A 21,036-nucleotide genomic window follows, 5' to 3' on the forward strand; every position below is an offset into this window, starting at 1 on the left:
ATTTTCTCAGGAATTCTAGCAAGAAACGAAAAGTAGCGCTATTGGAAGCAGGAAGATAGGTTTTAGTCTTCTATGACTCGATATCTAGATACGAGAAAGAGAAAGGGAGCCGCAGCTCCCTTGATTACTTTATTATTCCACATCCGAACGGTTAGGCCTTTGATACCAAGGGTTTCGTTCGTCGGTTAACTCAATTAAGCTGTATTTGCGGCCGAGCTTCTGCCCTCCGTCACGAGTAAGAGGCTGCCAACTAAAGTTCGCACGATTGTTACTTGGCTTAACGGTCATGATGTCAAACGGAATCGACAAGTAGAAACCTTTAGTAAAGCTACCTTCACCAAATTCGTCCGCAGACAAGTCTGTAAATGAGGCAAAGGCGCCAGCAATTACGCCACTCTTGAACTGCTTAGAAACATTGATTTGTGTACCAACATCGCCAGCTAGGAACTGACCAACATCGACTTGGATCATCAAATCTTGCAGGAATTCCCATTGAGGGTAGTAGTAACCAGATACAAAACCAGTGAAGCCTTTATCAATAACTTGGAACGGACGTCCATATTCTGGCACGTTTTGCCATTTCTCATCGTAAACACCGAAGTAACTTTGTGGATCACGTTGAGAAATTACGTTGACGTCAGCGCCAATCGCCCAGTTAGCTCCTTGTGGTCGGTAAAGAAACTCGGTACCGACTCCAGCAAACATGCTCTCCAGATAACCCGCGTAGAATTGCTGATCCATGGTATTGGAATACTCTTGGAACCAAGTCAATTGTAGGTTTGACATAGTTACAGCATGTTCATTTTGGTAAGCGCGGAACATGGTGCGAACACGAGGAACGGTAGTGCCATCAGGTGGAGTGACATAGATAAACTTATCGTAGTTGTTATACCAATCCCAGTATAACGAACCGCCAATTTCAAGGTTGTCCGTTAGCCAGTATGAGGCATTGCCGCTTAGCCCTACACTAAAGAGATAGAAATCTTCAGCGTTTCCGAGAGTTTGAACAAGCTTCGGTGCAAAGCCCCAATCAAAACGTTCAAAACCATCATAGACAGATTCTCCACTTGGCTTATTGCTAGCTTTTGCGGTTGCATCTTCTATTTTGGGGTTGATGTAATTAACTTGGGCAAAGTCGCGATATTTCTCCTTGGAAATAATCGTTTGTTCGCCGACTAAGCCTCGGCTGCGTTCATTGATCGCATAGGTATCAATATCGTCAGGCATTTCATTATGAAGTACAGCCGCCGCTTTTTCATGTGCCTCTATACGGTCACGATATTTCTTTTGCTCACCAACGACAGTTACGGTGTTGTCATCAACATAAATGCGCGTGTTTTGGTAACCTGCAATTTTGTCTAAATCTTCTGTTACACGTTCCCAGTCAACATCAGACAGTTCTTCTGGCTGATTGCTTTCTACTTCTGGTGTTGGTGTGTCTCGCCAGAATGATGGCATGTCATTGAAATTAGTGTTTAGCGTTAAGCCCGCGACCAACGTGTCTCCACGTTCATAACTTAAACGAAAATCAGCTATTCCTAGACGATAGAGCACACCAAAGTTCCATGGTGTATGGGGGGTCATATCAACGTCTGCGCCCACAACTGCATAGTCTGTAGAATAATCATTGCTGTCGTACTCAACTTTAAATCGTAAAGGAGTATGCAAAGTCTGGAATTCTACGCCACCAAATAAAGCCGCGGGCCCTTTGAAAGCTCTGTCAAAATTAGTTGTTCCTCCAGAGTCAAGAAACTCTTCAGACCGATCACAAAATCTCTCTGAAGCTTTACAAAATGGATTGGTTATATTGTCTCTGGTTCCTAAGTAGCCCCAGCCCATACCGAGAGTAAAGTCGAATGTTCCAAGCTGAGGAGTTGAGTATCGTTTGGTCGCGGCAATATATTCTGCATCAAACAGGCCAGTACCAGCGAAGTCTCTTACCCCAATGGCAATTTCAGGCGCATATTGGGATTCTTCCCATATTCTAAACTTAAAATCTATTCCTTTGTCTGTGTACTCATTGTCTACATCAGGAAGTGATGTGGAGTATGGCAAGTCTTGAACTCGAGTATACCGAATAGTTGTTTCTAGCCAAGGTAGTACCTGCAAGGTTACATTGTAAAAAAGGTATTCGTTACTCCCAGTAACAGAAAAGTTGAACTCCCCTTCAGGAGCCATACGTCCGGTTGGCATCTGCATTAAGCCAACACCACCAAAGTCAGATTGAGAAGGCTGTAACGAGGGAGCCTCAAAGGGTATTTCTTGAGCCCAAACCAATGCTGGACCCATTAAAGAAAGGGTTAAGCTTTTTCTAATTGGCATCATTGTGGTCTCTTTGTGGAATTTGGTATCAGTTGAGTGAGTAGGCGGACAATATCTTGGTCCATTTCGGAGTATTCAAGATCATCAAATGGGACATATACCAATGTCAGAGGTGGTAAGTAATATTGTGTTGTTAACCAAGCTCCGTGATGCGGCTTAACTACATTACCATCTGGGTAGATCAACACTGGCGGCGTTGATAACGTACCAATATTACTTTTCAAATTCTCTATTTGTCTCTGCAAAGGGATGCCTGCCTGCTCCTTAACGGAATAAACGCTATTTAGGTTTCCTAAGTAAAATACTTTTTCTTCGCGTAGAGGGCTTACTAGAACGTAATTGCCGTGCAAAAGCGGATTGTCGAATTTATTTAGTCGAACTTTATCAACATCGATTGCAGACAGTACTCGTGGTGCAAAGCTTTGCTTCTGAATGAATTTGTAGAATGGATGTGCAACCAAATTGTGTTGAATCATTTGATTGAGCACCGAGTTCTTTAAAGCGGTAGAGGTTTTCTCGGCGCGTTCCGATTTATCAAACAAAGTCGTACCCAGAGGATATTGCTGCGAGAAGCTTTGCTCCTTAGCAAGTGCTAGCACACTTTCTAAACGAGTCGGCCCTTGAAATTGCAGCTGTTTTCCTACTTCTAGCAACTCAACATTTAATGACTGTGTAGTAGAGGTTTCTGTTTGAGCGAAGCTATGTATGCTCAAAAGCGGCATGGCCAAACCGAATAATGTGAGTAGTCGCTTGCTCATGATTTGCTATACCCCTTTAAAATGGTTAACTCAACCGGAATCATATTTGGCCCTAAATGTTGTAAGGTTTTGACAACCTGACCTTGTTCATCTACCCAATAGTAGTTTTCGACCGACTGAGAAAGGCTGCTAAACTCAACGACTTCTTTATATACGTCGGTCATGGCGTTAGAAATAGGTGTCGTCAACGTTTCTTTGCCTGCATAAAAGCGATTCACATTTGCAGGAAAGCCATAACGATATTGTTTTGTCCAATCGTATGAGAGCGTGTAGTTGACAGAAGCCGAGTTTGAAGAAAAGTCTGGCACATCACCATAAACGCCCGCTAAGTCTCCATTCTGTAGTCCAATCGTTTTGACGATATGCCCATTCTCTGTAACGAGCATAGCTTTGTCAGCACTTACCCATTTCAGTTGTATTTTTCCATTGAGAGAGTTTCGTTCTGCAAAAGCTAAAACAACAAAGACCTGTTTTTGATTCCCAAGTTTCAAATAGGCACTGGCATAAGGAACGGCATTTATTTCTTCTGGGGTCATCTCTACATCGATGTAGTTACCATATGCTTCTTGGACTGTGGCTGATACATCATTGAACTTTTGTGTGCAACCAAAGAGTAAGGAGAATAGCGGAAGAGTGAGAACTGTGCGTAGCCATTTAGACGTTCGGAAGATATTCATTGATCCCTCTTATCAAATAAAATCGCCCTGAGTGAATCAGGGCGATTGTCTTCTATCTACAAACTACAAAACAAAACAAAATTAGTTAGTAGTAGGAGCTGATGCTGAAGTAGACGTCGTAGTCGAATCGCTATCTGACGCTGCAACTGCTACTACAGTCACTGCTGCTGCCGCACCTACTGCTACAGCTGTTGTGCCTGTTGCAGAAGCAGAAGCTGCACCTGCTGAACCTGCTTCTTCTGCTGCAAATGCAGTTGATGCGCTTAGAGCCATAAGAATAGCTAGAGCTGTATTCTTCATTATTAATCCTTGTGTATCCGGTATAAAAACATCGATGTTTGGTAGCATAAAATATGCACCAAATTATATTCTAGATAAAAAAGCATTGGCATGTAAATAGTTTCTTATTTTGCCATGTCTGTCGTTCTCATTTCTAACACCAACGTGACATTACGCGGTTATCTTGCTCCGTTGCTTGCTGATAAACTACCAAGAGTGCATAATTTGTCGGCTCGTTTCGTTCAGTATTAGATTATTTGGGGTAAACAGGCCGTTTCACTTATACCATATAAAGAGCGATACAGTGGCTTACGCTCAACGCCTCGGGGCGGTAGCGTGCCATTTATGACGACAGCATTTAATGATCTGCATAGCAAGCTTAACTTTGCCTAGCAGTCCATAATTATTACCAGTACTAGGAACTTTTACGTGATAAGAAATCAGCATTGTTTGGGAATACTTAGTGCACTGGGCTTGAGCCTGACTTCTTTTTCAGCGTCAGCCGATTTTTACGCGGGCGCTCTAGTGAGCTACTCAAATGCAGAATTGAAAAGCTCGTCTTCCGGGTCCGTGAAAGAGGGAAGTCCTTTCCTTCTTAGTGCGCAAGCTGGTTATTTCTTTAATGACTATATTGGCTTAGAAGGGCGTTATGGGACGTCGGTTCAACGCGACAGTGGTCTTGCGGTTGATAGTGCGATGAGTGGCTTTGTTAAGCTGAATATGCCGGTTTCAGGGCAAATTGCACTTTATGGTTTAGCTGGGTATTCAAGCGTTCAGCTCGATCTGCAAAATGTAGGCTCACATAAAGAACAAGGATTTAGTTTTGGGCTTGGTATGCACTATGCGTTGAACAACCAAAGTGCAGTGATATTTGAGTTTGTTGATAACGTATCGGAAGATCAGGTTCGCCTTAACTCGATTACACTGGGCTTTCAGCACCGATTCTAATTTAAATACCTAGAGCTCAAATTTGGGGCTAGGATTTTTTATTCAATTATTATAGTGACATACCATGTTTAAAGGATTTCTTTCTGTTGCCGCTTTTATACTAGCAAGTACGTTTGCGTCTTATTCGATGGCACAAACACCTACTCCAGAACAAATAAAAATGTTTCAAAACTTACCCGCCGACCAACAGCAGGCACTGGCGAGTAAATATGGTTTCTCAATTCCCTCTAGTTCGTCCTCAAACAAATCTCCTTACGAAAACCCGCAAGTAATCAAACCTAGAGCTGAAGCTAGTGGTGCCTTATCTTCCAATATAGAAGAACAATGGCTAAAAAAAGGTGAGCAGGAAGAGTTAAAACGTTTTGGTTTAGATCTTTTTGCTGGTTCTCCAAGTACTTTTGCTCCGATCAGTGATGTACCTGTACCAGCAAATTATACCGTGGGAGCAGGCGATGAAATCATTGTACAGTTGTTTGGTAAGGAGAATGAAACACATCGTTTACGTGTAAATCGTGCAGGTACAATCAACTTTCCTTCTCTTGGGCCGGTAAATGTTGCAGGTATGCACTTTTCCGATGTTAGAGATTCTCTGACACAACGTGTAAAAGAACAAATGATAGGTGTTCGTAGTGATATCTCATTAGGTGAACTACGCACCATGCAAGTGTTTGTAATGGGGGATGCATATAAGCCTGGTGCCTACACGGTTAGCGCATTAACGACAATATCACAAGCTATCTATTACAGTGGCGGTTTTGGTGAAAGTGGAGCGTTGCGAGATATTCAGCTAAAGCGTGATGGTAAAATCATTCGTAAGTTGGATATGTATGACCTGTTACTAAAAGGTGATGCAAGTAATGATGTGCGCTTACTACCGGATGATGTTGTTTTAATTGGTTCTGTTAACGATACAGTGTCTATAGAAGGCGAGATCAACCGTCCTGCAATTTATGAAGTCAAGCAAGGTGAAACATACCAGCAACTTATTCAGATGGCTGGTGGTTTTACTGCGAATGCTCATGTAGAGCAGTTGGAGATAAAACGCTACGCTTCACATGGCGCTCGTGAGGCTTTGACGCTTGATTTCAATAAAACGCAAGATCGACAGAGTAAAGTTAAAAATGGCGACGCCATCAAGATCTTGAAAAAAAGTGAAGAGCTTACTCGTTACGTGCAGATAGAGGGGGATGTTCGTCATCCTGGCTATGTGGAATGGCGCAATGGTCTTCGTGTTGCCGATCTTTTCAAATCTGTTGACTCCGCTTTTAATTCTACAGCTGATGTTAACTATGCCGTTGTGGTAAGAGAGATTAATCCACAGCGTGATATTGAAGTGTTCCAACTAAGTTTAGCCAACGCGATTTTATCACCAAGTAGCCAAGACAACCTCCAGTTACAATCACGAGACCGTATATTGGTTTTCAACCGCTTTAATAACGAAGACTTGGATATATTGGCAACACAAGATGCTGTTTCAAAAGCAAAAACATTGGAGCAAGCGCAAGAGCAAGCTGAGTTGGAACAACAGAAAGAACAAGAAGTGATGAGCTCTTCTGTTGCGGTTTCGCATCCAGAAAACGGTATGCTGAACAACCAGAACGTCACAGAGCAGACTAAACCAGCTAAAATAATTTTCCGTGGTAAAGAGATTACAGAGGAAGACTTTGAAAAGCTGAAGCAAAATACTCGTCGCACTTTACTTGCACCAGTCTTGTTACAACTTCAGCAACAGTCTCGTTTGGGGCTAGCCCCTCAAATTGCTGAAGTCTTTGGTGAAGTGAAGCACCCAGGACGCTACCCGATCACTCCAAGAATGACGGTATCAACGCTTATTGAAGCAGCTGGCGGTTTGACTTACAACGCATTCACAATTAATGCCGAACTAGCACGAACCGCTATTAATAATGTGGATGAGCGTGCGTATATTGATGTTGAGCGTATTGATTTACGTAAAGCAATCCAAGGTAGTGCTTCAGACGATGCAATTATTGTAGGCCGAGATCGTTTGAACATCCTAGAAAAGCCAAACGTGAAGCTACAAAGCACAGTCACTTTACAGGGTGAAGTTCGTTTCCCTGGCACTTATACCGTGCGTCAAGGGGAGACTCTAAGTGAGTTATTGGGCCGAGCAGGTGGTCTCACAGAGTTTGCTCATCCTCAAGGAGCAATATTTACGCGTGAAGCATTGCGTTTACAAGAGCAGAAGCTTTTAAACCAATATGCCGCAGATATGCGCAAAGAAACCGCGAAGAAGACGTTCCGAGCCGATAGTAATATGGCTTCCGTAATTTCAGACCCAGAGAAAACGTTAGCGTTTGTAGAGGAAGCAAGCCGAAGCAAAGCACTTGGCCGTATGGTGGTACAGTTAAACCGTATTTTAAAAGGCGAGCGCTCAGCAGACTTTATGCTTGAGGACGGTGATTTCCTCTTCGTTCCAACTTTCCGAAACACAGTATCAATTATGGGAGAAGTTCAGGTTCCAATTACCTACTTGTTGGACAATAAACTTGACGTCGATGATTATCTGAACAAAGCGGGTGGTGCTAAAAAGCAAGCGGACGAAGATCGCATTTTTGTAGTGCGAGCGGATGGTTCTGTTTACAAGCCTTCATCAGGTTATTGGTTCGGAAATAATAAAGAAGGGTTAAAAGCCGGCGATACTATCGTTGTACCAATTGATACCGACTACCGTGATGCATTAAGTACGTGGACTGCAGCAACGCAGATCCTCTACCAAACGGGTGTTGCTATCAACGCACTGAAGTAATGACTTAAGCCACTTAACAAGAGAAAGGGGGAGAAATACCTCCTTTAATATTAATGGAAAATAATCAACTTGAACTAGATATTGGTGAGCTCATACGCTCACTTTGGCAACAAAAAATAATGATCGTTGCTATCACATTTATATTTGCGGTTGCGTCAGTGCTTTTTGCTATGTCAAAGCCAAATCTCTACAAATCTGAAGCTGTACTTTTTCCGGTAACAGACAATGCGCCTAGCTCAACCGTGGGGCAATTGGGTGGTTTAGCTGCGTTAGCGGGGTTTGGTAGCCAAGACAGTTCCAAACAAGCTATTGCTTTAGAGTCCCTACGCTCAAGAGTATTCTTAGGAGCATTCATTGAACGTAGAGATATTTTGATCCCATTAATGGCAATCGAGCATTGGGATGCAGCTACTGGAAAAGTATATATTGACCCGGAGATTTATGACGAAAGTACAAGCACTTGGACAAGAGTTGTTAGTGACGGAAAAACACCAAAGCCAACCATTTTAGAGGCCACGAAAGTTCTTAATGAGTTACTCGTTATCGATTCAAATAAAACGAGTGGTTCAACTATTGTTTCTTTGACGAACCAATCGCCAGTTTTAGCAAAACAATGGCTTGATTGGCTGATCTCAGACCTGAACGAATGGATGAAGAACAAGGACATCAACCAAGCTAAGAATAATATTCAATACTTAGAGAAGCAGCTGAATCTTACAAACCTCTCTGAAATGCAGAATGTTTTTTATCAATTAGTTGAAGAGCAAACTAAGAAATTAATGCTTGCTGAGGCACAAGAGAACTACATCTTCGATATTATCGATCCACCAGTGGTTCCGGAAGAAAAAGATAGCCCAAGTCGAGCTATTATTTGCGTTCTTGGTACTTTGATCGGTGGTATTTTGGCAATGGTTATTGCGTTGTTCCGTATTGCACTATCAAGAAAAAATGTTTAATTTGAGCCTTGATCCAAATAAACTCTTAGGGGTACATATGTACCTCTTTGCTATATTGGCCCCCCTTTCAGTAACAAAATGGAATAAGATAGTTTTAGTCCTCTTATTCCTATCAGCATTAATTACATTTTTCTACTACATCACTATTTCCAAGAAACTCACGTTTGATAAATATTCCTTTGGTGTAATTCTTATATTTTTGTCTGTCTTTCTTGTCTCATTATTTAGTATTTTGATAAATCGAGATTACCTTGTTGCTGATTACTTAAAGTCAGTAGTTATAGGCAGGATGTTTACACTAATAGCACTAACACTTAATTTGGTGCTATTTACAATTTGGTTGGCAGTAGCTGATGAAAAACGTGTGAAACTTATCCTTAAGCTTGGCTTGCTCACTGTATTTAATTTTATTTTGCTTGGGTATTGGCAAGTTATTTGCAATTTTATTGGTATCCCATTTTTCGTAGAAACTAGAGACTGGATGCATGGTGTGCCTGCAGCTTTACGCTCAATTTTTCCTTCTCGAGTGACCTCGATAGCGGAAGAGCCGAATTTCCTTTCCCCGGTTTTGATGGAGTGTATGCTGCTTATTACAGTATTAGTTGCAAAGAAAGCTATAAGACTAGCAATGTTGGGAATGACTGTTGTTATCGTCGTACTTTCTTTTTCTGGCGGAGCCTATGTTAACTTTGCTTTAATTTGTGCTTTTGTATTTTCTTTGATTGCCTTGAAGACAGTATTAACTGGAAAAACAAGAATCAGTCACTTTTTTGTGCTATTGCTGGTTTTTTGTTTATTGTTGGTGCTGACGTATTTAGGTACGTTGCTTTTAGATTTTATCTATTACAAGCTACAGCACGAAGCAACTGGCGGCTCTTCTCGTAGCCAATTTATGGTTTCATTTACTACTTTATTAGCAGAGTCTAACCTAGCTCAACTAATTTTTGGTCATGGACTTGGTACCATGTCTGTTTTAGATAGCTTTGGTATGCGAAGTGAGGATTATTTATTCAGAATTACGAATAACTATACATTGGATATGTTTTGGGAGGGAGGTGTTGTTGGCGTTGGTTTGATCTTGATTTTTTACTTTAAACTGATTTACCCAGGCTTGAAGTATGGTTTTAAGAATAACACTTACCTTATAGGTGCTATAATGTCATTCCACTTCCTAGTAACTTCCACATACCGTTCAGAATATCTAAGTACTCATTTTTTATGGGTGTTACTAATGATCTTTTCCATATATAAACTAGCAGAATTCCAGAGTAATAATGTTAACAATTAATGTTCTAATAAGCACTTTAAATGATGGGATTGAACGCTTGATGTTTGGGAATTTTCCTGAAGATGAAGCGGTGACATATATTGTTGTTCATCAGATAAAAGATAGCTATGTTTTAACGGAATCTATCAAGGAATGGTTAGAGAGTCGAGTTGACTTTTTATATTACAGTTCAAGTGATAGTGGGCTATCTAAAAGTAGAAACTTAGCTCTGAGTAAGTCATTCTCAGATGTGGTGGTATTTTGTGATGATGATGTTAGCTATGTAAATGAAGCTTTCGATATAATAAAAAGTAGCTTTGATGGGAATGTTGATATAGCAACATTTAAAGTAAAAACTCCGGATGGGTTAGACTTCAAAAAATATAATAGTAACGCGTTTGTACATACAAACAAGACAATATTTAAAGTGTCATCAATTGAAGTTGCTGCCAAGCGAGAATCTATCATGAAAAAAGAAGTGAAATTTGATGAACGCTTTGGTTTGGGGACTCAACTTCCAGCATCGGAAGAAAATATATTTTTATTGGATTGTTTTAACAAAGGTTTAAACTTAAAGTATTTCCCAAAAACTATCAACTTACATCCAATAGAAAGTTCTGGTAGAGATTGGGGAAATAAAAGAATGCGTTCAAGTAAGTTATCGTTTATGTATAGATGTTTTAATGTTATTGGATTTTTTATATTTTTATTGTTTGCTATGAAAAAATATCCTGAGTATAGAAAATCAGTCAGCTTTTTTTCATTTTGTAAAGAAAATATAGATGTGTTTTTTAAATACTATAGAAATAAAAAATAGACGTTAACATCTGTAAGTTTCAATTAAGGGTAAATTATGAAAATTTTGGTAACGGGTGGCGCTGGATTTATTGGTTCAGCTGTTATTCGCCACATAATCAACAACACGGAAGACTCCGTTGTTAATGTAGACAAGCTGACATACGCAGGAAACCTTGAGTCTTTGTCTGATGTTATGGATAGCGAGCGTTATGTTTTTGAGAAAGTTGATATCTGCGATAGAGAGTCATTAGAGACAGTATTTTCAAAGCATAAACCTGATGCGGTAATGCACTTAGCTGCGGAGTCTCATGTAGATAGATCTATCGATGGCCCGTCTGCTTTCATTGAAACTAATATCGTAGGAACTTACGTATTACTTGAAGCTGCACGTAATTACTGGAATGGCTTGGAGCAGGAATTTAAAGAACAATTCCGTTTTCATCATATCTCAACAGATGAAGTGTATGGTGATCTAGAGGGAACTGATGATTTATTCACTGAAACAACGCCTTATTCTCCATCGAGTCCTTATTCCGCTTCAAAGGCATCAAGTGATCATCTAGTTCGAGCATGGCTACGTACCTATGGTTTACCCACAATCATTACCAATTGCTCTAATAACTACGGCCCTTATCATTTTCCAGAAAAGCTTATTCCATTGATGATCCTCAATGCCTTAGAGGGTAAGTCTTTGCCCGTATATGGCGATGGGATGCAAATTAGAGATTGGCTATATGTAGAAGACCATGCCCGTGCACTGTATAAAGTGGTAAGAGAAGGCTTGGTGGGCGAAACTTACAATATAGGTGGTCACAATGAGAAAGCTAACATTGAGGTTGTCAAAACCATTTGTACTATTTTAGAAGAGCTCGTACCAAATAAACCAAGTGGTGTTAAAGAATATGTAGATCTTATAACTTACGTCTCTGATCGTCCGGGTCATGATGTTCGTTACGCGATAGATGCGACAAAGATTGAGCGTGAACTTGGGTGGAAACCGGAAGAAACTTTTGATTCAGGTATCAGAAAAACGGTGGAGTGGTACTTGGAAAACAAAGTTTGGTGGTCACGTGTTTTAGATGGTTCATATGCCGGTGAGCGTTTAGGTGTTATCAAAAAGGGGACAAATTAATGAAAGGCATTATTCTTGCGGGAGGCTCTGGCACTCGATTGTTTCCTATTACGATGGGTGTATCTAAGCAATTGCTTCCGGTTTATGATAAGCCTATGATTTATTATCCTTTATCGGTATTAATGCTTGCTGGTATTAAGGATGTTCTAATCATAACGACACCTGAAGATAAAGACAGCTTCGTACGTCTACTGGGAGATGGTAGCCAGTTTGGGATATCACTAAATTATGAAGTTCAACCGAGGCCTGAAGGATTAGCACAAGCCTTTATTATAGGTGAAGAGTTTATTGGTGATAGTAGTGTGTGCCTTGTTTTAGGTGATAATATTTTCTACGGACAGGCGTTTAGCCCGAAGTTGAAACTTGCTGCTAGTCGCTCTCAGGGAGCTACGGTGTTTGGCTATCAAGTGAAAGATCCAGAAAGGTTTGGTGTTGTAGAATTTGATGACACCCAAAAGGCGGTTTCAATTGAAGAAAAGCCTGAAAAACCTAAATCTAATTATGCGGTTACAGGGCTTTACTTCTATGACAATGACGTTGTCAAGCTTGCGAAAGAAGTTAAACCTTCTGACAGAGGTGAACTCGAAATTACCTCTTTGAATGAAGCTTACCTAAAGAAAGGTCAATTGAACGTAGAAATGTTAGGGCGTGGTTTCGCATGGCTAGATACTGGCACTCATGAAAGTTTACTTGAAGCTGCTCAGTTTGTTGAAACGATTGAAAAGAGACAGGGCTTCAAAGTTGCTTGTTTGGAAGAGATTGCTTTTTCAAATGGTTGGTTAACAAGAAATGAACTTCTGCAACGAGCAGAGTTAATGGCCAAGAATAGTTATGGTCAGTACTTGAAAACTTTAGCTGGTTAACCGTTTGTGAGTGATACTCAAAGTAAAGCCAAAGCCGGCTTAAAGTGGAGCGCTGTAGAAAGGATTTTAACACAAGCTATACAATTGATAGTGATGTTGATATTAGGCCGAATGTTAGGGCCTTCAGCATTTGGTCTCATAGCTATGTTAACAATATTTATCGCCATTTCTCAAACAATGGTTGATAGTGGTTTTAGCAGTGCGCTGATACGCAAACAAGATAGAAAAGAGGTCGATTTTTCGACTACTTTCTACTTCAATATCTTGGTTTCAATTTCCTGTTATATACTGCTCTTTGGTAGTGCTCCTTATATAGCATCTTTTTATGAGCAACCTACGCTCACTTTATTACTTAGAGTATTGGGCATTGGTGTGGTTATCAATGCTCTTGCTGTCGTACAAAGAGCAAAGTTGACCATAGAGGTGGATTTTAAGACTCAAGCGAAGGCATCTTTTCTGGCCGTAGTATTTAGTGCTGCAATTGCTATAACTATGGCTTATTTAGGCTATGGGGTTTGGGCTCTAGTCGCTCAAACGCTTTCTTTTTATGCTGTCAGTGCCATTACACTTAATATACTTTCGCCATGGATACCTAAAACTGGCTTCTCAAAAGAATCTTTCACTGAGTTATTTGGCTTTGGGTCAAAGCTTTTACTTTCAAGTCTAATAGATACTATTTATAACAATATCTATCAGTTAGTGATTGGTAAGTTCTTTACTGCAAGCCAACTTGGTTACTTCTCTCAAGCAAAGAATTTATCTCATATTCCATCACTAACTCTTACAACTATTATTCAAAGAGTTAATTATCCTTTATTAAGTAAAATACAAGATGATAATGAGAAGTTAGAGAGTGCTTATGTGTTAACGCTAAGACTATCTTCCCTTTTTATATTTCCTATCATCTTAGGTATAGGGTTAATATCCACTCCTTTAGTCAATATATTACTCGGTTCTGCTTGGGGCCCTACATCTGAACTAATCTCAATATTGTGTTTTGGATATATGCTATACCCCATCCATGCAATTAACCTCAACTTACTTCAAGTGAAAGGACGTTCAGATCTTTTTTTGAAATTGGAAATTATAAAGAAAACTTTAATAACGATTATTTTGTTTGTAACAATACCGTTAGGAATTAAGGCTATTACCATTGGAATGGTCGTTCAGTCATACGTTTCTTTATGTATTAATACATATTATACAGGGAAGCTAACATCTTTGAGTTCCTCAAAGCAGCTTAGATTTCTCTTTCCAATTTGGAGTATAGCCATATTTAGTGCTTTAATATCATCTGTATGGTTCAACTTTTTAGATAGTGATATTTTTCAAATTATCATTGTTTTAAGTTCAGCACTATTTCTATACATTATCAGTATTATAGTTATACAAAAAGACCTTTACTTGTATGTGGTGAACAACATTTTTAGGAAAAATTAAATGAAACCAATTACCGTCACCTCTCCACTTTTACCACCTTTAGAAGACTTTACTGCAAGCTTAGAAGACATCTGGGAACGGAAGTGGCTTACAAATAATGGGACTTATCATCAACAGTTAGAGCAAGCACTTTGTGAGTATCTAGGGGTTGAATATATCAGCCTTTTTTCAAATGGTACATTAGCGTTAGTGATCGCATTACAGGCTCTAGAGTTAGAGGGTGAGGTCATCACAACGCCTTATAGTTTTGTTGCTACCAGTCATGCGCTATTACTGAACAAACTTAAACCTGTATTTGTAGATGTTGACCCAGATACATTAAACCTTGACCCAGCCAAAGTTGAAGCAGCAATCACAGATAAAACTGTTGGCATTCTGCCAGTGCATGTTTACGGCACCCCATGTGATCACTCTCGCTTACAGCAGGTTGCTGATAAGCATGATCTAAAGATCATATATGATGCTGCTCATGCGTTTGGTGTTGAAGAGAAAGGTTGCTCTGTCCTAAATTATGGTGACCTTTCTATCTTGAGCTTCCATGCTACTAAGGCTTACTCAACAATAGAAGGGGGAGCTGTCATTTGCCATACAAAAGAGATGAAAGAGAAGTTAGACAAGCTTAAGAGCTTTGGTTTTGACTCTGATATTGAAGTATCTCTAATTGCGCACAATGCAAAAATGAACGAAGTGCAAGCAGCTTTTGGTTTAGCAACCCTGAACATCATAGATGATGCCATTGCCCAACGAAAGTTCGTTGCAAACGAATATCGTAGTCAGCTACGAGGTGTTAAAGGCATCAGTTTTCCTAAAGAGCTGCCAGATGTTAAATACAACTACTCATACTTTCCAGTTTTTATTGATGAACAAGAGTATGGAGAATCTAGAGATTCTCTATTTTCAAAGCTTAAAGATAGTAATGTATTAGCTAGACGTTACTTTTATCCAATAATTACTGATTATGCTGCTTATAAGAACAATCCTGAAATTGAAATTGTGAGTGATGAGGTATCTCGAGGCATTTCAAAAAAAGTAATTTGCCTACCATTACATCATGAGCTGTCGATAGCTGACATTAATAAAATTGTTGAAATTTGTAAAAGTGAAAATAAAAAATGAAAATTGCAATCACAGGCCCACTAGCAGATAGAAATCTTGGTGATTATGGGATGTTTATTAACAACCTTTACGATATTTCACCAAAAAATGAATTTGTGGTTTTTTCTTACAATAGTTCGTTTGTTGAGCAACTAAAGAATGATTATCTGAAAGAGTTTAGTATTGATTTTGTCGACGTTGAACTGTCAGAGAAGAAAAAAGATAACCTCGATCCGATTGAGCAACTAAAAAAATTAAGAAGAGTTCTATTGGGTAAAGAAAAATCTTACTATCCAACACCACTAGAACTTTTGAATCGTTGTACCAATATCTCTGCGATCGAAAAAGAGATTGAAAGTTCAGATGTATTACTTGTTTCTGGAGGCGGCTACTTTAATGATTTATGGTTTGAGTGGACACGAAATGACGATCTCTTTAGAATCATTGTTCCTATTTTGATCGCTGCGAAGATGAATAAAAAAATTGTCTTTACCGCAAATGGATTTGGGCCATTTGACAGCAGTAAACACTTCTATGAAATGATTTTTGCCGAGGCTAAAGATGCGATCATCACTAGCCGAGACCGTAAGTTATCTCCTACTTATCTATCTGATATCGGGGTTAAAGACATTACCTATCTACCTGATGACCTATACATAATCAATGATGGAATTAACCCAAGAGAACAATCTAAATCATCTAAATATGGTAAATATGTAATTTTTGAGCAGTACGGAAACATCAATAAATTTAAAGAAAATATTGAGTCAATTCGCACATTGGTTACATTCTTTAAAAACAAAGGAATAAATGTTGTTTTTCTTACTTTTGATGTCGATGAAAAAACAATAAGCTATTTAAAAGAAGAAGTAAAGGAAGATAACTTCTTTATCTATGATTTTGAAACTGGGTATTTGAAAATTGATGAAGCGATTGAGTTAATTAAAAACTCTGAGTTAGTACTTTGTAATAGATATCATGCGTTAGTTTTATCCGTTACTAATCAGATACCCGTAATTAATGTAGTAAAACCAGTTTTTGATCTAAGATATTATTATAATAAAAATGCAGGATTGCTAGATAATGCATTTGAAGGAGTGTACTTTAATTATAATGAGTATATGCAAGAGTCCTTATCTGGTGCTATTCAACATGTCATTGATAATTATGAACATATCGTTAGTTATCAAAGTTCATTATACGCATCAAGTGAATTTTCTTCCAATAAAGATAAACTTGCGGACAAAAGAATTGAATTCTTTTCTACTCATTTCCAAGATTAAATACGATAGACTTTGATTATGATGAATGTTTTAGTTGTACCTTGTGGTACTGAAATTGCGCACGAAATTGTACGTTCTCTCAAAGATGTGAAAAATACCGTTGTTTTTGGTGCAAATGGCATCAAAGCCTATACAGAAATTCCGAGTGAGCGTGTTTCAAATAACATTCCTTTTATTGATGATGAAGGGTTTATTGAATCTATTGCTAGCCTCATTAAAGAATGGGGGATCACGCATATTATTCCAGCACACGACTCTGCAGCACTCAAATTATCAGAGTCTGCTCCAACACTATCTGCGAAAATTGTAAGCTCTCCTTATGAGACGAATATGGTGTGTCGTTCTAAAAAGTTGACATATGAGAGACTTACAAATGTTGTTAAAACGCCAAAGTTGTTTCAGCAGACTGATGAATTAGAGTTTCCACTTTTTGTTAAACCGGATGTCGGTCAAGGAAGTGTTGGGACAAGACTTGTTAGAGAAGAGAACGCTTTAGAACTCAATGATGATGAACTGTTATGTGAGTACCTGCCAGGCGAAGAGTTTACAGTCGATTGTGTTTCTAATCATCTAGGGGAACTTATCTTTGCAAGTGCTCGTAAGCGCAATCAAACTAGAAACGGCATTGCTGTAGAAACAGAACTTGTACAAGATCAAGAGCGCTTTAGAGAATTGGCTATTAAAATCAGCTCTACACTAGATCTTCGTGGTGGGTGGTTTTTTCAGGTAAAAGAAGCAAAAGATGGCGAGCTTTGCCTTTTAGAGGTTGCGACCCGAATTGCGGGGTCAATGATTACTAGTCGATTCAATGGAATCAACTTCACTGAATTATCGTTACTTGCTTCAAACGACATTCCGATCTCCGTATCTAACAATAACCTCAATGTAAAAGTATATAGGAATCTTAATTTTCAGTTTGAAACTAACTTAGATTTTGATGTGATTTACACTGACTATGATGACTGTCTTCTTCTAGAGGAACGATTTATAAATGCGGAGTTAGTGAAAGTTATTTTCGAAGCGATTAATGCAGGTAAAAAAGTAAAACTTATCACTCGCCACGCTGGAAACCTCAAAGAGTCACTAGAAAAATATCGATTAACAGAGTTATTCGATGAGGTTATTCACATTAAGGATAATGATGCGTTGAAATCTAACTTTATCTCAGATGAAAAAGCAATTTTTATTGATGACTCTTTCCGTGAGCGTAAAGATGTTTCGAGTCGATTGGGTATCCCGTGCTTCTCTGTTGATATGATTAGAGGTTTATCTTGTTTAAGAAACTAAGTGCACCAGCATCTGAAGAAAAAATCACTCGCTATTGGAAGCACACCGATAAAGTATATGTCAGTGTTGTTTGTCCTTGCTTTAATCAGGAAAATTACATTGCTGATGCCTTGGATAGTTTTCTGGCCCAACAATTGGACTACAAGTTTGAAATAGTAGTCCACGATGATGCTTCTACAGACGGTACACCCGAAATTTTAAAGGCTTATCGGAAAAAGTATCCTTCAATAATTCGGTTAATCTTACAAACAGAAAATCAGTACTCACAGCGAAAGCAGATCTCGACGATAGGCGTCTCTCATTCAAAAGGTGAATACATAGCCTTATGCGAAGGCGATGATTTTTGGGTCGATGAATTAAAACTGCAAAAGCAGTTATGCAGAATGATTGAAGAGCCAAAGTTTCAACTTTGCTATACGGCAGGTTATGGGCTGTATGGAGATGGTAGCTACAAAGACATATCCAAATTTAGTAATACAGAATGTATTGTTGACACCTCTAGCGTAATTAGGATGGGAGGCGCGGGTATGCCGACGCCATCTTTATTAATGAAGCGAGAGGTTATCGAATCCATGCCAACCTGGTTTCAAGAAGCTGCGCCGGTAGGGGACTTTTATATGCAAATTGTTGGTTCTAAGCCTGAAGGGGCTCTATTTTTACCTGATCAAACAGTTTGCTATCGTATTAATGCAGTTGGTTCTTGGTCTTCTGAGCGAAGTAAAATATCTGTTTCGAATACTCTAGATAATATGGCCAGACAGGAGAATGCAATTCGAGGCTGTCTATGTGATTGGCAAGATGAGAGTGATCTCAAATATGCACTTTCAGTTAACTTATATAACGCAGCTTTTACTCTTGTGATAAATAAAGAGTATGAATATGTAAAAGATCTTATCGTATGTTCCTGGAATCTTTACCCCAATGCGCATCGAGTTCAAGCGATCTTATACAGAACCCGACATATACCAAATATAGCAACCTATGTTTTTAGACTCTATCAGAGATTAGGAACAAAAATACAAGCTAGAAGATAAGGTTGTTCGAGAGACTAACGAAAAATTTTAGCTAACTAGTAAAACGGTTTGAATAGATGCAGAATAACGAAGATGTAGTTTCTATTATCATGCCAACTTACAACTCTGAGCAAACGGTTGTAGAAAGCATTCAAAGTGTACTATCCCAAACGTATAAAAATTGGGAACTTATAATCGTAGATGACAGATCTACCGATAATACTTGGAAAGTCATTCAAACATACGCTGATAAGTACGACAATATTCATGCATATCAGAATAAAGAAAATCTAGGTGCGGGAGCGAGCCGAAATTTTGCGATAAAAAAAGCAAAAGGTCGCTTTATTGCATTTTTAGATTCTGATGACTTATGGATGGAAAACAAACTAGCAGAGCAGATCCCATTCATGCTTGAGAATAACTATCCACTCACATACACCCACTATAGCCGTTTTAATAATGAAGAAGAGCTAAGTGTTGTAACTGCGCCAGAATATACAACGTACAAAAAACTCATGTACAGTAACGTTATCGGGTGCCTGACCGCCGTTTATGACACACAGGCACTAGGTAAGCGCTATATGCCGCTTATTCGTAAACGTCAGGATATGGGACTGTGGTTAGATATACTGAAAGATACTCCCAAAGCTTACTGTCTACCTAAGCCATTAGCAAAGTATCGGATGGATAGTGGTATGACAGCTAACAAATTTAGCGTTTTGTCATATCAATGGAAGTTCTATAGAGACGTAGTAGGTTTGAGTTTGCCAAGAAGCCTATTTACATTTTCTGTCTATGCCGTTAAAGGTACGATGAAACACCGAACTAAGCGCAAGTCTTAGTCTCGCAAATCTCCGTAGAACCTAGTAACCACAAAATACGCATACAAAAAGAGCAGCTACCGTAAGGCGCTGCTCTTTTTTATACCTACGATCCGTTCGGTTGAATTCGCCGTTTTCTAGCGCCCCATCCCAAACAACACTGTTTTAACCGTAAGGAAAAGAATCTTCACTTCCATCATCCAGTTTTGGTGTTTGATGTAGTAGATATCGTATTTATGCTTCCAAATAGCATCTTCTACCGATGCGCCGTAAGGGTATTTTACTTGGGCTAGACCAGTTACCCCAGGTTTAACGGCGTGACGAAAGCGGTAGTAAGGAATGGCTTTTTCCAATTCAGAGATGAACACCTCGCGTTCTGGGCGAGGACCAACCATCGACATCTCTCCCTTTAGTACATTGATTAACTGAGGGAGCTCATCTATGCGAGTTTTACGAATAAAACAGCCGACTTTCGTTACGCGAGCGTCATTCTTAGTCGCCCATTGGGCACCGTTCTTTTCCGCATCGTTTCGCATCGAGCGAAACTTGATCACTTCAAACTCTTCATTATATTGGCCAGTACGACGCTGCTTAAAGAATACCGGGCCTGGTGACTCCAGCTTAATGAGCAGTGCCGTAATAAGCCCTACTGGGATAGCAACCCACGATAGCATAAAAACAAACAAGAGATCGATGAAGCGCTTTTGCCAGCTGTTCTTACGATTAGAGAGGATAGAAAAAGCTTTTTGGTGTAAGAAGTAGCCGCTATGCAAGAGCTCAGTTTCAGTGTAGCCAAGTGAACGATCAAAGTAGCTCACTAAAGGCTCAACCCAAGCACCTAGTTCTGTCGCAGCTACAAGAAACGCTTGTTGCTCAGGGTTTAGGTGTGAGCTTTTGAAGTGGCAAAGGGTTTTACTCTTGAAATCCCTAAGGGCATAGTTATTAACTTGTGCGTTAATCTCAGGGTGTCTCTTAAGTACTTGAGCAATCTTTGCTTCGTCTTCTTTCGGACAGTAGATATAAAGGCAAGCGTCTGCTTCACTTGCGGATAACTCGTCCAATGCTGATGTTATGCTGATAGAATTATTTTTAGTTAATTCAGAAGCTTCTCGTTCTTGAAGCGTGTCGCTCATACTGTCTGTCATAGGAATGGAATAAGTTGTTTTCGACTAGCCAATTGCTTACAAGTCGGCGATTATAATTTAATTCGTATAGAAATTATATCCCTTAATCCAGAACATGCTTGTAACTTTGTTAATTTTCTTGAACCTGAGTCCTTACTTATGGCTTGTTTTTGAATCTTGACGTAACTATATCAATGAATTCGACA

At 39.3% G+C, this 21,036-nt stretch carries 18 protein-coding genes; 13 read left to right on the forward strand and 5 right to left on the reverse strand.

Annotated elements, in window-relative coordinates; translation table 11 throughout:
• Positions 1-132: 132 nt before the first annotated feature.
• The 4 genes from CBX98_RS05085 to CBX98_RS05100 all read right to left on the reverse strand — a co-directional run bounded on the left by CBX98_RS05085 (position 133) and on the right by CBX98_RS05100 (position 4,057).
• Complete coding sequence (locus CBX98_RS05085; protein WP_109168704.1) at positions 133-2,325, reverse strand: YjbH domain-containing protein; 2,193 nt, start codon at positions 2,323-2,325, stop codon at positions 133-135.
• Positions 2,322-3,080, reverse strand: coding sequence for a capsule biosynthesis GfcC family protein (locus CBX98_RS05090; protein WP_109168705.1), 759 nt, complete (start codon positions 3,078-3,080; stop codon positions 2,322-2,324). Before CBX98_RS05090 ends, CBX98_RS05085 begins: the two co-directional genes overlap by 4 nt.
• The gene (locus CBX98_RS05095; protein ID WP_109168706.1) at positions 3,077-3,757 is read right to left on the reverse strand and encodes a YjbF family lipoprotein; all 681 of its coding nucleotides are present in this window, start codon (positions 3,755-3,757) and stop codon (positions 3,077-3,079) included. Before CBX98_RS05095 ends, CBX98_RS05090 begins: the two co-directional genes overlap by 4 nt.
• Positions 3,758-3,838: 81 nt before the next feature.
• Entirely contained in the window at positions 3,839-4,057 is a 219-nt protein-coding gene (locus tag CBX98_RS05100; RefSeq protein WP_025520696.1) for a hypothetical protein, read from the reverse strand.
• Positions 4,058-4,465: 408 nt separating this feature from the next.
• On the opposite strand from CBX98_RS05100, the gene CBX98_RS05105 reads away from it, so the two are divergent.
• The 13 genes from CBX98_RS05105 to CBX98_RS05165 all read left to right on the forward strand — a co-directional run bounded on the left by CBX98_RS05105 (position 4,466) and on the right by CBX98_RS05165 (position 19,727).
• Positions 4,466-4,984, forward strand: coding sequence for a porin family protein (locus CBX98_RS05105; RefSeq protein ID WP_172605925.1), 519 nt, complete (start codon positions 4,466-4,468; stop codon positions 4,982-4,984).
• A gap of 64 nt (positions 4,985-5,048) precedes the next feature.
• Entirely contained in the window at positions 5,049-7,751 is a 2,703-nt protein-coding gene (locus tag CBX98_RS05110) for an SLBB domain-containing protein (RefSeq protein ID WP_109168708.1), read from the forward strand.
• A gap of 53 nt (positions 7,752-7,804) precedes the next feature.
• Positions 7,805-8,707, forward strand: a complete 903-nt coding sequence (locus CBX98_RS05115) for a Wzz/FepE/Etk N-terminal domain-containing protein (protein WP_109168709.1) — start codon at positions 7,805-7,807, stop codon at positions 8,705-8,707.
• Between the two features lie 37 nt (positions 8,708-8,744).
• Entirely contained in the window at positions 8,745-9,995 is a 1,251-nt protein-coding gene (locus tag CBX98_RS05120; RefSeq protein WP_225461848.1) for a hypothetical protein, read from the forward strand.
• Positions 9,982-10,791 carry a glycosyltransferase gene (locus tag CBX98_RS05125; RefSeq protein ID WP_053807663.1) on the forward strand — a complete coding sequence of 270 codons (810 nt, stop codon included), beginning with the start codon at positions 9,982-9,984 and terminating at the stop codon, positions 10,789-10,791. The genes CBX98_RS05120 and CBX98_RS05125 overlap by 14 nt, the downstream gene beginning before the upstream one ends.
• 36 nt (positions 10,792-10,827) lie before the next feature.
• The gene (gene rfbB / locus CBX98_RS05130; protein ID WP_109168711.1) at positions 10,828-11,904 is read left to right on the forward strand and encodes a dTDP-glucose 4,6-dehydratase; all 1,077 of its coding nucleotides are present in this window, start codon (positions 10,828-10,830) and stop codon (positions 11,902-11,904) included.
• Positions 11,904-12,767 carry a glucose-1-phosphate thymidylyltransferase RfbA gene (gene rfbA, locus CBX98_RS05135; RefSeq protein WP_109168712.1) on the forward strand — a complete coding sequence of 288 codons (864 nt, stop codon included), beginning with the start codon at positions 11,904-11,906 and terminating at the stop codon, positions 12,765-12,767. The genes rfbB and rfbA overlap by 1 nt, the downstream gene beginning before the upstream one ends.
• Before the next feature lie 6 nt (positions 12,768-12,773).
• Positions 12,774-14,207, forward strand: coding sequence for a lipopolysaccharide biosynthesis protein (locus CBX98_RS05140; protein ID WP_109168713.1), 1,434 nt, complete (start codon positions 12,774-12,776; stop codon positions 14,205-14,207).
• The gene (locus CBX98_RS05145; protein ID WP_109168714.1) at positions 14,208-15,323 is read left to right on the forward strand and encodes a DegT/DnrJ/EryC1/StrS family aminotransferase; all 1,116 of its coding nucleotides are present in this window, start codon (positions 14,208-14,210) and stop codon (positions 15,321-15,323) included.
• Positions 15,320-16,585, forward strand: a complete 1,266-nt coding sequence (locus tag CBX98_RS05150; RefSeq protein WP_109168715.1) for a polysaccharide pyruvyl transferase family protein — start codon at positions 15,320-15,322, stop codon at positions 16,583-16,585. Before CBX98_RS05145 ends, CBX98_RS05150 begins: the two co-directional genes overlap by 4 nt.
• Positions 16,586-16,603: 18 nt before the next feature.
• Positions 16,604-17,872 (forward strand): ATP-grasp domain-containing protein, encoded by a 1,269-nt coding sequence (locus CBX98_RS05155; protein WP_109168716.1) that lies wholly within the window; start codon positions 16,604-16,606, stop codon positions 17,870-17,872.
• Positions 17,857-18,906, forward strand: a complete 1,050-nt coding sequence (locus CBX98_RS05160) for a glycosyltransferase family 2 protein (protein WP_172605926.1) — start codon at positions 17,857-17,859, stop codon at positions 18,904-18,906. The genes CBX98_RS05155 and CBX98_RS05160 overlap by 16 nt, the downstream gene beginning before the upstream one ends.
• Before the next feature lie 56 nt (positions 18,907-18,962).
• Positions 18,963-19,727 (forward strand): glycosyltransferase family 2 protein, encoded by a 765-nt coding sequence (locus CBX98_RS05165; RefSeq protein ID WP_053807671.1) that lies wholly within the window; start codon positions 18,963-18,965, stop codon positions 19,725-19,727.
• A 116-nt stretch (positions 19,728-19,843) separates the two neighbouring features.
• Here the strand turns inward: CBX98_RS05165 and CBX98_RS26775 are convergent, their stop codons facing one another.
• On the reverse strand, positions 19,844-20,851 hold the full coding sequence (locus CBX98_RS26775; protein ID WP_053807672.1) for a sugar transferase: 1,008 nt from the start codon (positions 20,849-20,851) through the stop codon (positions 19,844-19,846).
• Positions 20,852-21,036: the final 185 nt, after the last annotated feature.

Origin of the sequence: Vibrio sp. T9, assembly GCF_003123985.1 — a bacterium.
In the GTDB taxonomy this organism is placed as follows: Bacteria; Pseudomonadota; Gammaproteobacteria; order Enterobacterales; family Vibrionaceae; genus Vibrio; species Vibrio diabolicus.

Excerpts from the sequence above, each read along its gene's own strand:
- CBX98_RS05150 (WP_109168715.1), top strand. The coding sequence starts at position 15,320 with ATGAAAATTGCAATCACAGGCCCACTAGCAGATAGAAATCTTGGTGAT.
- CBX98_RS05085 (WP_109168704.1), bottom strand. The coding sequence starts at position 2,325 with ATGATGCCAATTAGAAAAAGCTTAACCCTTTCTTTAATGGGTCCAGCA.
- rfbA (WP_109168712.1), top strand. The coding sequence starts at position 11,904 with ATGAAAGGCATTATTCTTGCGGGAGGCTCTGGCACTCGATTGTTTCCT.
- CBX98_RS05115 (WP_109168709.1), top strand. The coding sequence starts at position 7,805 with ATGGAAAATAATCAACTTGAACTAGATATTGGTGAGCTCATACGCTCA.
- CBX98_RS05155 (WP_109168716.1), top strand. The coding sequence starts at position 16,604 with ATGATGAATGTTTTAGTTGTACCTTGTGGTACTGAAATTGCGCACGAA.
- CBX98_RS05120 (WP_225461848.1), top strand. The coding sequence starts at position 8,745 with ATGTACCTCTTTGCTATATTGGCCCCCCTTTCAGTAACAAAATGGAAT.
- CBX98_RS05095 (WP_109168706.1), bottom strand. The coding sequence starts at position 3,757 with ATGAATATCTTCCGAACGTCTAAATGGCTACGCACAGTTCTCACTCTT.
- rfbB (WP_109168711.1), top strand. The coding sequence starts at position 10,828 with ATGAAAATTTTGGTAACGGGTGGCGCTGGATTTATTGGTTCAGCTGTT.
- CBX98_RS26775 (WP_053807672.1), bottom strand. The coding sequence starts at position 20,851 with ATGACAGACAGTATGAGCGACACGCTTCAAGAACGAGAAGCTTCTGAA.
- CBX98_RS05100 (WP_025520696.1), bottom strand. The coding sequence starts at position 4,057 with ATGAAGAATACAGCTCTAGCTATTCTTATGGCTCTAAGCGCATCAACT.
- CBX98_RS05110 (WP_109168708.1), top strand. The coding sequence starts at position 5,049 with ATGTTTAAAGGATTTCTTTCTGTTGCCGCTTTTATACTAGCAAGTACG.
- CBX98_RS05090 (WP_109168705.1), bottom strand. The coding sequence starts at position 3,080 with ATGAGCAAGCGACTACTCACATTATTCGGTTTGGCCATGCCGCTTTTG.
- CBX98_RS05165 (WP_053807671.1), top strand. The coding sequence starts at position 18,963 with ATGCAGAATAACGAAGATGTAGTTTCTATTATCATGCCAACTTACAAC.
- CBX98_RS05125 (WP_053807663.1), top strand. The coding sequence starts at position 9,982 with ATGTTAACAATTAATGTTCTAATAAGCACTTTAAATGATGGGATTGAA.
- CBX98_RS05145 (WP_109168714.1), top strand. The coding sequence starts at position 14,208 with ATGAAACCAATTACCGTCACCTCTCCACTTTTACCACCTTTAGAAGAC.